Source organism: Aureivirga sp. CE67, assembly GCF_015767245.1.
Lineage (GTDB): Bacteria > Bacteroidota > Bacteroidia > Flavobacteriales > Flavobacteriaceae > Aureivirga.
This window is the reverse complement of sequence record NZ_JADOTV010000002.1, coordinates 244,573-259,812: the sequence shown is the minus strand read 5'-3', so window position 1 is coordinate 259,812 and position 15,240 is coordinate 244,573. Positions and strand designations below refer to the sequence as shown.

The 15,240-nt window shown below is 30.4% G+C and carries 11 protein-coding genes; 2 read left to right on the top strand and 9 right to left on the bottom strand.

Translation table 11 applies throughout. The annotated features are described in order from the left end of the window. Nucleotide 1: 1 nt before the first annotated feature. The 8 genes from I0K12_RS05025 to I0K12_RS04990 form a co-directional block, all read right to left on the bottom strand. Nucleotides 2-1,261 carry a M23 family metallopeptidase gene (locus tag I0K12_RS05025; protein ID WP_196885798.1) on the bottom strand — a complete coding sequence of 420 codons (1,260 nt, stop codon included), beginning with the start codon at nt 1,259-1,261 and terminating at the stop codon, nt 2-4. 51 nt (nt 1,262-1,312) lie between these two features. Then, complete coding sequence (locus I0K12_RS05020) at nt 1,313-2,086, bottom strand: DUF3108 domain-containing protein (RefSeq protein ID WP_196885797.1); 774 nt, start codon at nt 2,084-2,086, stop codon at nt 1,313-1,315. A gap of 124 nt (nt 2,087-2,210) precedes the next feature. Next, the gene (locus I0K12_RS05015) at nt 2,211-3,158 is read right to left on the bottom strand and encodes a tryptophan 2,3-dioxygenase family protein (RefSeq protein WP_196885796.1); all 948 of its coding nucleotides are present in this window, start codon (nt 3,156-3,158) and stop codon (nt 2,211-2,213) included. Between the two features lie 72 nt (nt 3,159-3,230). Then, on the bottom strand, nt 3,231-4,382 hold the full coding sequence (gene hppD / locus I0K12_RS05010) for a 4-hydroxyphenylpyruvate dioxygenase (protein WP_196885795.1): 1,152 nt from the start codon (nt 4,380-4,382) through the stop codon (nt 3,231-3,233). A 54-nt stretch (nt 4,383-4,436) separates the two neighbouring features. Continuing rightward, nucleotides 4,437-5,594, bottom strand: coding sequence for a homogentisate 1,2-dioxygenase (locus I0K12_RS05005; RefSeq protein ID WP_196885794.1), 1,158 nt, complete (start codon nt 5,592-5,594; stop codon nt 4,437-4,439). Between the two features lie 449 nt (nt 5,595-6,043). Then, complete coding sequence (locus I0K12_RS05000) at nt 6,044-6,394, bottom strand: hypothetical protein (RefSeq protein ID WP_196885793.1); 351 nt, start codon at nt 6,392-6,394, stop codon at nt 6,044-6,046. A 374-nt stretch (nt 6,395-6,768) separates the two neighbouring features. Continuing rightward, nucleotides 6,769-8,043: a serine--tRNA ligase gene (serS, locus tag I0K12_RS04995; protein WP_196885792.1), complete on the bottom strand. Its 1,275-nt coding sequence runs from the start codon at nt 8,041-8,043 to the stop codon at nt 6,769-6,771. Nucleotides 8,044-8,121: 78 nt separating this feature from the next. After that, nucleotides 8,122-9,048: a bifunctional riboflavin kinase/FAD synthetase gene (locus I0K12_RS04990; protein ID WP_196885791.1), complete on the bottom strand. Its 927-nt coding sequence runs from the start codon at nt 9,046-9,048 to the stop codon at nt 8,122-8,124. Between the two features lie 336 nt (nt 9,049-9,384). Between I0K12_RS04990 and I0K12_RS04985 the strand changes: the two genes are divergently transcribed. Further along, nucleotides 9,385-11,637 (top strand): reprolysin-like metallopeptidase, encoded by a 2,253-nt coding sequence (locus I0K12_RS04985; RefSeq protein WP_196885790.1) that lies wholly within the window; start codon nt 9,385-9,387, stop codon nt 11,635-11,637. A gap of 225 nt (nt 11,638-11,862) precedes the next feature. Further along, the gene (locus I0K12_RS04980) at nt 11,863-14,088 is read left to right on the top strand and encodes a reprolysin-like metallopeptidase (RefSeq protein ID WP_196885789.1); all 2,226 of its coding nucleotides are present in this window, start codon (nt 11,863-11,865) and stop codon (nt 14,086-14,088) included. 83 nt (nt 14,089-14,171) lie between these two features. Here the strand turns inward: I0K12_RS04980 and I0K12_RS04975 are convergent, their stop codons facing one another. Beyond that, entirely contained in the window at nt 14,172-15,125 is a 954-nt protein-coding gene (locus I0K12_RS04975; RefSeq protein WP_196885788.1) for an NAD-dependent epimerase/dehydratase family protein, read from the bottom strand. Nucleotides 15,126-15,240: the final 115 nt, after the last annotated feature.

Genomic DNA, 15,240 nt, shown 5'->3' with positions numbered 1-15,240 from the left:
TTTATTTTAACTCCGCAAACTCTAAAACTTCCTTTTCGAATGTAATAGAATCTAGTTTCTCTTTAAATGGTTTTATGTAATGAAAATATGGCTTTCTCAAACTATCCTTAAGCGGATCTGCTGCAGGTAGTTTTTCTCTTAACGGATCAACCTGTTTACCATGTTTCCAGAAACGATAACAAACATGTGGACCTGAAGTATTTCCAGTCATTCCAACATATCCAATAACATCTCCTTGTTTTACAACATCTCCAACTTTTACAGCTCTACTTTTCATATGTAAATACTGTGTTGAGTAAGTAGCGTTGTGTTTCACTTTTACATAATTCCCATTTCCTCCTCTTCTTTCTGATTTTACTACAACTCCATTTGCAGTACTCATAATAGGAGTACCAATAGGTGCCGCAAAATCAGTTCCATAATGTGGTCTTATCTTATTTCCATAATAAGCAATTCTTCTGCGTAAGTTATATCTTGAAGAAATTCTACTAAACTTTAAAGGTGCTTTTAAAAACGCTCTTCTTAAGTTTGTAGCTTCTTCATCATAATATTCAGTATATCTTTTAGTAGAATCTGGCATATAATTGAAAGCATAAAAAGGTTTTCCACCATGCTCAAAATATGCAGCTTTTATTTCTCCCATTCCAGCATAAATAGTATCGTCAATAAACTTTTCTTCATAGACAATCTTGAATTTATCTCCTTTTTTAAGAGCAAAAAAGTTAATAGTCCAAGCATAAATATCTGATAATTCATTTGAAACTACATAACTTAATCCTTGATCATCTATAGCTTTAGAAAGTGAACTTTCGATTTGACCTGAAGCTGTTTTTTCAACTATTTTTATTTGTTTTTTAAAATCCGAAGCTTTAATTGTGTCTTTAAAATGGATAATCTTATGATTAATTTTATCTTGGTGATAAATAAAAACAGATGCAGTTTGTGAAGAATCTTTTGATTTCAAAATTGTGTATTCTTTCCCAGCTCTAAGTTTTCTTACATCAAAAACTTCTTTAATATTTTCTGCAATCTTATTGATTACTGGATATTCAACTCCATTTTCATCTAAAATTTGCCCAAAACTATCACCATTTTTCACAGTATCTTTTACGATAAAATAGTTATCTAAGTTATATCCAAACTTGATTAATGGTTTCTTAATTTCTTCTTTAATTTCCGGCACTACTACTTCTTTTTTCTTTTCTTTCGAACAAGAAACAATAGTAAATACAGCTACTAGAAAATATGCTATTCTTCTCAATGGAATCAATTTTAAATTCTTTTTTAAAAACACAAGACTACAAAAGTACAATTAATTATCAAATATTATGTTAAAAGGATGCGCTAAGCCTTTGAACTCTTCCAATTCAGAACGAAGAGAACCTACAGCTAAAGAAGCTTTTATACGAAGTGGTATTTTATTCTTGTCATCCGACACCCAAATCGTTACACTTTCTTCTTCTTTAAAAACTCTTCCTGCCTGAACTAAAGGCCTAAATTTAATACATTTAACTTTACCAAATTTAGTTTTTATTACTTCCCTACCTAAGAAACGTAATTTAAAGTCAAATGTTTCATAATCGAAGAATAACTTCATATGTAATTCATCTCCATCCTTCATTCCAGTAAAATCTTGATTTCTCAAATAATAAAAAGCAGAAATCATATCCTGAACATCAGATGCTTCCAACGTTTTTTCGGTATTTTTTTTATGATCAATTATTTCTGCTTTTCCTTTCTGTTGGTCAAAATAAATATCTCTACTTATAATATGTCCTCCCTCATCCACTCTTCGAACGAAATGATAAGGCAAAAGTGTATCTTTATAAAAATAGGTTTGATATTCATCTTTTACTTTGAAGAAAAATTTCACCAATCCCGTTGTCCATCCTTTCCCAACAACATGATAAGCTTCCTTTCCATTATGACTTGTTTCTTTTAATTCTAAAGTTGCAAAACCTGCATTTACCAAATTACTGTAATGCATTCTGAACTTAAACCATTCTCCAGACTTAAAAGCTTCTGGAGTTTGAGCATTTATATTTATTCCGTATAGAAATATCAGTAAGAGAAATATTTTTTTCATATATTTTTATTTTGTTTCACATTTTAACAACATTACACAAATAATGCCAAATAAAAATAAAAAAAAGCTTAACAAAAATTGCTAAGCTTTCATTAAAATACTGATAATTGTATCAAAATATTTTTTATTTCAGGATTTCATACGATTCTAAATTCGTAATTCCCCAATTTTTATGCTCTTCTTCTGTCCATAAAGTTGGGAAGAAAATTCTTCTTTGATATTTCGGATGCATGTATTTTCTCCAATCACTTCCTCCAGTCGCTTCTACATCTTCGTCTCCACTTAAAAGGTATTTTCCAGCTGCATTATAATGCGCCATCACCCATTTTACATTCACTGTATGATCATAGTGACGCATTGCATTTCTTAAATCAATATTATTTTGTGCTTCTTCTGGTAATTCTTTAAATCGAGTCCAAAGATTTTTCTTTTGATAATCTTCGATATATCTTAAAAATTCTGCTTTATATCTTTTTTCAAATAAATTCAATAATGTAGACTTTTCTCCAGTTTTAAAGTCTTTTCCTGCTGCTTGCCAATAAAGATTTTCAAAAATTTCTTCAAAAGATTTATTTTCAATGTCAAAATTCATTTTAAATCTTGCATCGATTAAGTTGATAATTTCTGTTGAAGAAAATTCGATTAAACGATATTGTGCACTTTGGAAACCACTTGCTGGAGTTAAAGTATTTCTGAATTTCATGTATTGTGCTACTTCCATTCCATCTCCCATGATTTCGAATGAATTTGCCAATACATCAAAATATCTTGAAATTCTGCTTAAATGCTCTGTGAAAAATTCTGGAGTCAAGTCTTGATTGTCAGCAATCTGATCCATTTCCCAAAGAATCATCTTAAACAAAAGTTCATTTACTTGATGATACATGATAAAAACCATTTCATCAGGAAGATTGGTTCTTTGAATTTGAAGATTTAATAAAGCATCAGTTTGGATATAATCCCAATAAGTAATCGGAGTATTATGCAACAATCCTTCTAAATGGACATTTGTATCCTGTCCCATTGCTGCAAATTTTTCGTCAAGTTTAGCTAAAAGTGTTTCTCTGTCCATATTTAAATGAAAAAACTCTTTACCCAAAAATTAATTCAGGTAAAGAGTTTATATATTTTGTTACTTTTTCAATTATAAAGTTCCTCTTTGTTCTTGCTCACGTTCGATTGATTCGAATAAAGCTTTAAAGTTTCCTTTTCCGAAAGAAGTAGCTCCTTTTCTTTGAATAATTTCGAAGAATAAAGTTGGTCTATCCATTACTGGCTTCGTGAAGATTTGTAATAAATATCCTTCATCATCACGGTCAATTAAGATTCCTAATTCTTTTAATGGCTCTAAATCTTCATCAATTTCTCCTACTCTTTCTAATACATCATCATAATAAGTAGAAGGAACATATAAGAATTCAACTCCTCTATCTCTTAAAGCTGTAACTGTTTCGATAATGTTGTTTGTTGCAACAGCAATATGCTGAACTCCTGCTCCATTATAGAAATCTAAATACTCCTCGATTTGAGATTTTTTTCTTCCTTCAGCTGGCTCATTAATTGGGAATTTGATACGTCCATTTCCGTTTGTCATTACTTTTGACATAAGAGCTGTGTACTCTGTAGAAATATCTTTATCATCGAATGATACTAATTGAGCAAATCCCATTACATTTCTGTAGAAATCTCCCCATTTGTTCATTTCATTCCAATCTACGTTTCCTACCATGTGGTCGATATAACGTAATCCACAGTCAACTGGGTTATAGTGAGATTCCCATTTTCTGAATCCTGGTAAGAAAGTTCCTTTGTAGTTTTTTCTTTCCACGAAAATATGAACAGTATCTCCATAAGTATGAATTCCTGAACGAACTACTTCTCCATGCTCATCTGTTTCTACAGTTGGCTCCATGTAAGATTTTGCTCCTCTGCTAGTAGTTTCTTCCCAAGATTTTCTTGCATCATCAACCCAAAGGGCAACCACTTTCACAGCATCTCCATGCTTATCTAAGTGCTCGTTTAATTCTCCTCCTGATTTTGTTGGCGTACTTAATACTAAACGGATTTTATCTTGAACAAGAACATAAGAAGTTTTTTCTTTGTTTCCTGTTTCTAATCCTGAATATGCTAATGATTGAAATCCAAATGCAGTTTTATAAAAATGCGCAGCTTGTTTTGCATTTCCTACAATCATTTCTACATAATCTGTTCCGTTTAATGGAAGAAAATCCTCAGCTTCTGGGAAAATTTTCTCTAATCCATAAGATACGTTCTCTATATTTTTTAAGTCTTTCATTTTAGTTTTGTTGTTTTAGTTTTAGAAAAAAATAGTCATTTTACTTGCATAAAATTACTCAGCCCATGATTTGTAATAATCATCAACTTCTAATTTTAACGCTTCTTCCGTAATCATCATTGGTGCAAAAGGATCAATCATAACAGCTAATTCTTCTGTTTCCTTTTTACCAATACTTCTTTCAATTGCTCCAGGGTGTGGTCCGTGTGGAATTCCTCCTGGATGTAAAGTGATTTGTCCTTTTTCAATATTATTTCTACTCATGAAATCACCATCTACATAGTATAATAATTCTTCCGAATCAATATTACTATGGTGGTAAGGAGCAGGAATTGCTTTTGGATGATAATCATACAATCTTGGCACGAAAGAACAAACTACGAATCCAGCAGCTTCCCATTGTTGGTGTACTGGTGGCGGTTGGTGAATTCTTCCTGTTAATGGCTCAAAATCATGAATTGAGAATCCAAATGGATAGTTAAATCCGTCCCATCCTACAACGTCAAATGGGTGGTTTCCATAAGTATATTCCCACATTACACCTTGCTTCTTGATTTTTACTTTAAACTCTCCTTTTTCATCATGAGTTTCTAGATTTTCAGGAAGTTTAAAATCTCTTTCACAATATGGTGAATGCTCTAACATTTGTCCAAAATTGTTACGGTAACGTTTAGGAGTTACAATTGGACTAAATGATTCTACATAAAGTAACCTGTTATCTTCAGTATCAAAATCGATTTGATAAATCGTACCTCTTGGAATGATTAAATAATCTCCATATTCAAAAGGAATGCTTCCATAAGATGTTCTTAATGTTCCAGAACCGATGTGAACGAATAACATTTCGTCTGCATCTGCATTTTTATAGAAATAATCTTTTGAAAATTCTTTAGGAGCAGCTAAACCGATATGTAAATCATTGTTTACAAATAATGTTTTTCTACTTTCTAAATAATCTTGCTCTTGTGGTAATGAAAAACCTTTTAAGCTTAATGCTTTCATGTTTTTCTCAATTGCAACCTTTGGAGATACATCTCCTACTTTTTTTATCTCTGTAACTACTGTTGGAGGATAAATGTGGTACAATAATGAAGAATTCCCTGCGAATCCTGCTGTACCAAAAAGCTCTTCTTGGTATAAACCTCCATCTGGCTTTTCGAAAGTGATGTGCCTCTTTGAAGGAATACTACCTAATTTGTGATATCTTGGCATTTTATAAAACTTTTTATTGGTATAATTTTAAAGTCAATTTCGAAATTATCCTAAATTTCAACCATAAATATTGGTTAAAACTCTTTCTTTTTAGACAAAATAAATTTAATGCTATTTTTCTAGAATTGGATAATTTTAAATCTTAATAATTTACATAAAAGTAGTAGCTCTTATTCAGGATTTCTCTTGATTAAGAATTTTAGTAAAATTAGTAAGTTTGCCCAAGCTTCTTTCATAGGAAACAAATATACACAATAATTTTTCTTATGAAATAACAAGCAAGTGTATGTCTTTATTTTTACACTTTTCCTGCTATATTTTTTCTTTTTTTATAACAATTATCATATTTAAAGCTAAAAATCGAATATTTTTAACATAATACAAATAAAAAAACCACCTTATATAAGGTGGTTTTCTCATGTATTCAAATTTGATTGTATATCGTAAAACTATTTATTGTAAGCCACTTTTGAAGTTTCTTTCCATTCGCTCACACTAGCTATTTTAGAATTATCATAATTCACTTCTCTTAAAACTCCTTCTTGCCAGAATAACCATTTTCCGACTTTCATTCCTTCATGATAATTTCCTAAAGTAACCTTTTCTCCCTTCTCATTATACTTAACCCAAGTTCCGTGTAATTTCTTGTCTTTGTAAAATCCTTTCTCTCTTACTTCTCCATTATCATGATAGTATGTAGCTTTTACTAAGTCTTCATTTTTCTCATATTTAGGTTCAACTGTTTGAGCAGATAATCCTAATCCTATTAAAACCGATATTGTAAAAAATACTTTTTTCATGATATTAAATTTTTAATGGTTAACGATATATTCACAAAGATAGCTATTTTTTTACACTAACCAAATATATTAGAAACAATTTCTTAACATTAAGTTTACATTAAAAGCAAAGCACTAATTACAATATGAATCAATAATACATAATTACAGACAATCATCATATAGTTTCACATATTTAAATAACATATATCACAATTTATGATACACTTCAATTTAAATATGTAATTAAATAAAATTTTAAAATAAATATTGAAAAATAGCGAAGAAGCAATGAAATACTTTAACAGAAGTGAATTGTTAAAATATTACTAAAAAAAATACCTAAACAATAAAATGAAAACATTCACTGTTTAGGTATTATGATTTGTTTATTATTAGTTGATTATGTCAAACCCTGTGTAAGGAATTAATACTTCTGGTATTTTAATTCCTTCCGGAGTTTGGTAATTCTCTAAAATCCCTGCCATAACTCTTGGTAATGCTAATGAACTTCCATTTAAAGTATGTGCCAATTGCTTTTTACCATCTTTTCCTTTAAATCTTAATTTTAATCTATTTGCTTGGAAAGATTCGAAGTTTGAAACAGAACTAATTTCTAACCATCTATCTTGCGCTGTAGAGAATAACTCAAAATCATAAGTTAAAGCAGAAGTAAATCCTGTATCTCCACCACAAAGTCTTAAAATTCTATACGGTAAGTTTAATTCTTGTAAAATTTCTTTTACATGCTCCACCATTCCGTCTAAAGCTTTATAAGAATTCTCTGGATGTTCAACTCTTACGATTTCTACTTTATCAAATTGGTGTAATCTGTTTAATCCTCTTACATGTGCTCCATAAGATCCAGCTTCTACACGGAAACATGGTGTATAACCGGTGTATGTGATTGGGAAATCTTTTTCTTTTAATAAAACATCTCTAAAAATGTTTGTTACTGGAACTTCCGCAGTTGGAATTAAGTATAAATCCTGTGCAGGAATATGATACATTTGCCCTTCTTTGTCTGGTAATTGTCCTGTTCCATATCCAGAAGCTTCATTCACCACATGAGGAACTTGTACTTCTTTATATCCAGCAGCAGTATTTTTGTCTAAGAAATAGTTGATCAAAGCTCTTTGTAATCTAGCTCCTTTTCCTTTATAAACAGGGAAACCTGCTCCTGCGATTTTATTTCCTAATTCGAAATCAATAATATCATACTTACTAGCCAATTCCCAGTGAGGTAATGCTCCTTCAAAAAGTTGTGGAATTTCTCCGTGCTCGAAAACAGTTTCGTTGTCTTCTTCATTTTTTCCAGCAGGAACTAAATCATTAGGAATGTTTGGAATCTGATATAATAAGTCTAATAAAGCATCAGCTTCTTTTTGGAAAGCTTCTTTTAAAGTTGCAGTTTTTTCTTTTAATTCTGCAGTTTTAGCTTTCATTTCTTCAGCTTTCTCACGCTCACCAGATTTGAATAAAATACCGATTTCCTTTGAGATTTTATTGGATTCAGCCAATGTATTATCTAAGTCTAACTGAATACTTCTCTTACTTTCGTCTGTACTCAATACTTTGTTGATAATTTCTTCAGCGTTCTGAAAGTTACGCTTTGCTAAACCTTTTAATACGGCTTCTTTGTTTTCTCTGATAAACGTTACTTGTAACATAATTTTTATTTTAATAAAAAAGCAAATTTAATAATAACTCTGAATAATAAAGTATTTCAACAGTTATTTTAAATCGTTTTAAGAAAATAAAAATCGTTTTGAGTTTGTTTTATCTTTTTCTAGTTGAAGTTTTAATTGCTCTATGTCTTCAAACTTTTTTTCTTCTCGTAAATAATGAAGCAATTCAATCTTTAGATTTTCTCCATAAATATTCTCCGAAAAGTCAAAAAGATGCACTTCAATCGTACGATGATTTCCAAAAACTGTAGGACGTTTTCCGATATTCATCATTCCATAATACAATTGATCTTTGTAAAAAGTTTGTACTATATAAACACCATTTTTTGGAACTAATTTATAATCTTCAGAAATCTCAATATTTGCTGTAGGATAACCTATTGTAGTTCCAATTTGCTCTCCTTTCACTACTTTCCCATGAAGCATAAAAGAATATCCTAAATAATCATTTGCTCTTTTAATATCTCCATCTTCAAGAGCTTTTCGGATTTTTGTAGATGAAACAGAAATATGATCAATGTCTTGTGCAGGAATTTCTTGAATTTCAAAATCGTATAATTCGCTATATTCTTTTAATTGTTCAAAACTACCTTCTCTATTTTTTCCAAAATGATGGTCATAACCAATAACCAACTTTGAAACATGAAGTTTATTTACTAAAATATTTCGAACAAATTCTAATGCTGTTAATCTTGAAAATTCTTTATCAAAAGGATGAATAATCAAATGATCTAAACCTAAATTTTCTAAAAGAGAAGCTTTTTCCTCAATTGTATTGATCAATTTAATGTCCATATCTTTTTGAAGAACCATCCTTGGATGAGGAAAGAAAGTCAATAATAAAGACTCTGTATTATGTTTTTTTGCATCTTGAACTAATTGCTCAATGATCTTTTTATGACCAACATGAACACCATCAAAAGTTCCGATTGTAATTACGGTTTCTTTTGTTGAAGAAAAATCGTTTAAACTTTTATGAATTAACAACGTGAAATTTTTTAAAAATTCTATGTTACAAATATATTAAGAATATAAAAGTTGTTGAAGTTTTTTTTGAAATCAGTTCAATCTTATCTAAAAAAACCAAAAACATAATTCTTATACAGATATTTAAACTCTAAAAATAAAATATTAATCCTATTTTTAATGTGAAAATTTTATGTATTTACTATTTTTTTAAACATAAAAAATCATTAATTAAATTTAAAGTATCTGATTTAGCTTTTTTTTTAATTTTTATCAAAAAAAATATTTAATAAATAATAATTAATAAAAATTAGCGATAATATAATATTTTTGATAACTATTTTAAAACAAATATGTATGAAAGTAATATACTCTAATTTTATTTTACTATTCTTTTGTTTTTTCTCTTATTTTATAAACGCCCAAACTGTTTGGGAAAGATCAGATAGAACAAAAGATACGGATGCTTTACTTTACACAAAAGTAAAACCTCATGAATATAATGTGTTCAAATTAGACACAGAAAAAATCGCTTTATTATTAAGTGATGTTCCAGAAAGATTTGAAACTGGAAAAGCTGGTGCTTTGATAAATTTCCCAAATTCTCAAGGAGAAATTACTACTTATGAAGTAAAAGAAGCAACAAACTTCGAACCAGGATTACAAGCTAAATATCCTAACATCAGAGCTTATATTGGTGTAAATATTGAAAATGCTTCTGACTATATCAGATTCAGTCTTTCTCCAGAAAAAGGATTAAGTTCGATGTCATTTACAGTTGATGCTCCAACAACATACATCGAGTCTATTGATGTAGCTGAAGGATTATACGCTATTTATGATAGAAAATCAGGTTATACTGTGGATCATAACTTCGAATGTCTTACTGAAGAAGCTGGAATCAAAGATATCGAAGAAGTTCAAAATAGACATTCTTATGATGGAAAGTTAAGAACTTATAGAGTTGCTTTAGCTTCTACTGCAGAATATACTACTTATCATGGAGGAACTAAATCTGCTGCTTTAGCTGCAATGAATGCTACAATGACAAGATTAAATGGAATCTTCGAAAAAGATTTTACAGTTCATATCAACTTAATTGCTGATAATGATGAAGTAATTTACTTAGACCCTGTTACAGATCCATTTACTTGGAATGCTTCTGATCAGACTCAGTTCAATCAACAAATTCAAAACACAATTAGTGCTACATTTACTAATTCTGAATATGATTTTGGACATTTATTCTCAACTGGAAACCCACAAGGAAATGCAGGATGTATTGGATGTATTTGTGTTCCAGGACAAAGTGCAAGTGCTTGGACAAGACACAACATTCCTGAAGGAGATGCTTTTGATACAAACTACGCTTCTCACGAGATGGGACATCAATTTGGAGCTAACCACACACACGTATCCAATGTAAATTCAAGTGGAAATGGTGAAAAACACCAATTCCAGGTAGAGCCAGGAAGTGGGTCAACTGTTATGAGTTATGCTGGAATTTCAGGTGATTTAGATGTTCAAAGTTCAGGAGATGATTATTTCAACCAAATTAACATGGCACAAGTTGCATACCATGTAAGAAATGGTTCAGGTGGTAACTGCGCTTCAATTACTGAATTTGATAACCAAGCTCCAACTGTAGATGCAGGTGATGATTACATTATCCCTATGGGAACTGCTTTTGTATTAGAAGCTACTGCTTCTGATGCTGATGGAGATCAATTAACTTATTGTTGGGAACAAAAAGATAGATACTTAAATTATTTATCTTTAAAACCAACTCCAAATGAAGATGAAAATCCATTATTTAGATCTTATAAACCAAGACATAACAACAAAAGATACTTTCCTAATTTAGTATCAATCTTCGAATCAACTAATGGAAATATTGGTTGGGAATGGGAACAAATTCCAATCGTAGCAAGAGATTTAAATTTCGCTGCTACGGTAAGAGATAACAAAATGGGAGTAGGTCAAAGTAGAACAGACGATATGAAAGTAACTATATCAACTGCTGCTGGACCATTTAAAGTAACAACTCCTTCTTTTGACGGAACTACTTGGCAACCTGGATCAACTAAAACTGTAAAATGGAATGTTGAAAATACAGATATGGCTCCAATCAATGCTGCAAGTGTAGATATTTTCTTAATTGCTAACGATGGAGAATCAATTGTTACTTTATTAGAAAACACACCTAATGATGGACAAGAATCTGTTGATATTCCAACAGAGATTGGATACTATGAAGATGCTAGAATCATGGTAAAAGCTTCTGATAATATTTTCTTTGCTATTGGAGAAAAAGATTTCATCATGAATGGTGAAGAGCAATACATTGTTTACAATAACCAAATTGGATTAGAGGAGTTTGATTTAGCTACAATTAGTGTATATCCTAACCCTGCTTCAGGAAAATTATATATTGATTCTGAAGAAAAAGGAAATGTTACAATCATCAATATTCTTGGTGCTAAAGTATTAAATCAAAAATTCTCTGCTAACAGAAACGAAATTAACATCAGCTCTCTAAAACCTGGAATCTACCTTGTTTCTTTAGAAGCTAATGGTAAGAGAAGAGTTGAAAAAATTATCATCAAATAATTATTTTTTTTAATAATCCTTGTAAAGGATTTTATGGGTAAAATAAAATAGGCTATCTAAACAGGTAGCCTATTTTTTTTATGGATTAAAAATAAATACAGTTACTTTTAAACGATCATAACAAATCAGTGAAGCAAACAATTAAAAATTAAATATTTGTATTTATAGTTTTTTATATGTATTTTTTATGAAAATTAAAATAATTTAACTTTTATAAAATAACATATGAAGTTTAACTACCCCAGCTTGATTTTAATTATTATTTCTTTATTCTCTTATTCTTTAAAAGCACAATCTGTTTGGATAAATTCTGAAAGATCTGAAAAAACAGATGATTTACTTTACGCTAAAGTACATCCTCATGCATATGAAGTATTCGAGTTAAACGCAGAAAAATTAACTCAATTACTGAACAATGTTCCTGATAGATTTGAAACAGATAAAACAGGAGCATTCATTGAATTTCCTAATTCTCAAGGAAAAATCACTTCTTATGAAGTAAAAGAAGCATCCAACTTTGAATCTGGATTACAAGAAAAATATCCAGAAATTAGAGCTTATATTGGTATAAATCCAAAAAACACTACAGACTATATTCGTTTTAGTTATTCTCCACAAAAAGGACTAAGCAGTATGTCATTTACAGTAGACTCTCCAACTACATTTATAGAGTCAATCAATATAGAAGATGAACTATATGCTGTTTATGATCGAAAATCTGGTTATACTTTAAATCAAAATTTTGAATGTTTAACTGAGAATTCTAATAATTCTGAGATTAGTGAAAATCAAATTGAAAGTAGACATTCTTATGATGGAAAACTAAGAACTTATAGAGTTGCTATAGCAGCAACGGCAGAATATACTAATTATCATGGTGGCACAAAAGCTGATGCTTTAGCTGCTATGAACGAAACAATGACCAGAGTAAATGGAATATTTGAAAAGGATTTCACAATTCATATCAACATAATAACGGATAATGAAGAAGTAATTTACCTAGACCCTGTAACAGATCCTTTTACTTGGGATGCTGATGATCAATCACAATTCAATCAACAAATTCAAAATACAATTAACTCTACATTTAATAATTCTGAATATGATTTTGGACACTTATTCTCAACAGGAAATCCACAAGGACATGCTGGTTTTATAGGGTGTATTTGTGTTCCTGGAGAAAGTGCAAGTGCTTGGACAAGACATAGTGTTCCTCAAGGTGATGCTTTTGACACTAATTATGTTGCTCATGAAATGGGACATCAGTTTGGAGCAAATCATATTCATATTACAAATGGATTTGAAGGACATAATAATCATGTTGAACCAGGAAGTGGATCGACTGTGATGAGTTACGCTGGTATTTCAGGAGATTTAGACGTTCAAGATTCAGGAGATGATTATTTTAATCAAATCAATATGCTACAAGTTGCCAATCATATTAGAAATGAAGAAGGTGCAAACTGTGCAGCAATCACTGAATTTGACAACCAAGCACCAACTGTTGATGCTGGAAATGATTATACAATTCCAATGGGAACCGCTTTTGTTCTAGATGCTGAAGGTTCAGATGCTGACGAGGATCAATTAACTTATTGTTGGGAACAAAAAGATCGATATTTAAATTACACCAATTTAAAACCTACAGCTACAGAAGACAAAAATCCTTTATTTAGATCTTATAAACCTAGATTTAACAATAAAAGATATTTTCCAAATATCAAATCAATTTTTGAATCAGATAACGAAGAACTTGGATGGGAATGGGAAGTGATTCCTGTCGTAGCTAGAGAATTAAATTTCGCTGTTACTGTTAGAGATAATTTTTCAGGATTCGGACAATCTAAAACAGATGATATGAAAATTACGGTTTCTGATGAAGCTGGCCCATTTAAAGTAACAACACCTTCATTTGAGGGAACTACTTGGCAACCTGGTTCAACAAAAACAATTAAATGGAATGTAGCAAATACAGATGCTTCTCCTATAAATACAGATAATGTAGATATTTTCTTGATAGCTTATAATTTTAACGATGAATTAAATATCATTCCTCTATTAGAAAACACCCCAAATGATGGTGAACAAGAAGTAGATATTCCAAACCAAATTGGATATTACGAAGAAGCTAGAATTATGGTAAAAGCTTCTGATAATATTTTCTTTGCAATTGGTAATAAAGATTTTGTTATGGCTGGAGATATTGGTCTTGAAGAATTTAATCTAACAAACATCAAGTTATATCCAAACCCTGCTACCGGAAGTTTATTTATCGAAGCAGAAGAAAAAGGTAATATTACAATTATTAATATTCTAGGATCTAAAGTTTTAACAAAATCTTTTGAAGCAACCAGAAATGAAATTAACATCAGTTCTTTAAAACCTGGAATATATTTAGCTTCTCTAGAAATAAATGGTAAAAGAAGAGTTGAGAAAATTATTATTGAATAAAAAATATCAACAAAAATAATTAAAACAAAAACTGCCAATATGATTTAACTTATTGGCAGTTTTTTTGAATATAAATAGAAAATTTATTTTGAATATCTTTTCCCTAAGTTTTCTAACATGTCTTTTGTCATCGATTCTAAATCGAAAGCATGTTTCCAATTCCAATCTTCTCTAGCAGCAGTATCATCGATACTTTGTGGCCAACTATTTGCAATTTCTTGACGGAAATCTGGAGCATAAGACATTTCAAACTCTGGAATATGTTTTTTAATTTCTTCTGCGATTTCTACTGGAGTAAAAGTCATAGCAGCTAAATTATAAGCCGAACGATCTTTCACTTCTTCAGCTGGAGCATTCATCAATTGAATTGTAGCGTCAATTGCATCTGGCATATACATCATAGGTAAAGCAGATTCTTCATTTAAGAAAGAAGTATATTTTCCTTCTTTTAAAGCTTCATGATAAATCTCCACAGCATAGTCTGTAGTTCCTCCACCTGGTTCCGCTTTCCAACTAATAATTCCTGGGTAACGGATACTTCTAACATCTACACCATATTTATCATGGTAATATTCACACCAACGCTCTCCTGTTTGTTTACTAATTCCGTAAACAGTTGTTGGTTCCATTACTGTTTTTTGTGGTGTATTTTGCTTTGGAGTTGTTGGTCCAAATACTGCAATAGAACTTGGCCAAAATACTTTTTTAATTTCTCCTTCTTTAGCTAAATCTAAAATATTAAACAATGTTGTCATGTTTAAATACCAAGCTTTGTCCGGATATTTTTCACCTGTAGCAGATAGCATAGCAGCCATCAAATATACTTGAGATACTTTGTGTCTTTTGATGATTTCTAAAATATCATCTTTACTTGTAGCATCTAAAATTTCAAAAGGTCCAGAACTCATTAATTCTTCAGATCCTTCACGGATATCAGAAGCAATAACTGCATCTTTTCCGTTCATTTCTCTAAGCTTTGCTGTAAGCTCAGTCCCAATTTGCCCACAGGCACCAATGATCAATATGGTTTCATTCATAGATTAAAAGGGGTGTTTTATAAAAAGTTGAGCAAATTTAAGGAAATTAAAACATACTTGTCTGATATAAATCAATTTTTAATTCGCTTTAATTCGTACTTTTGTACCTTCAATA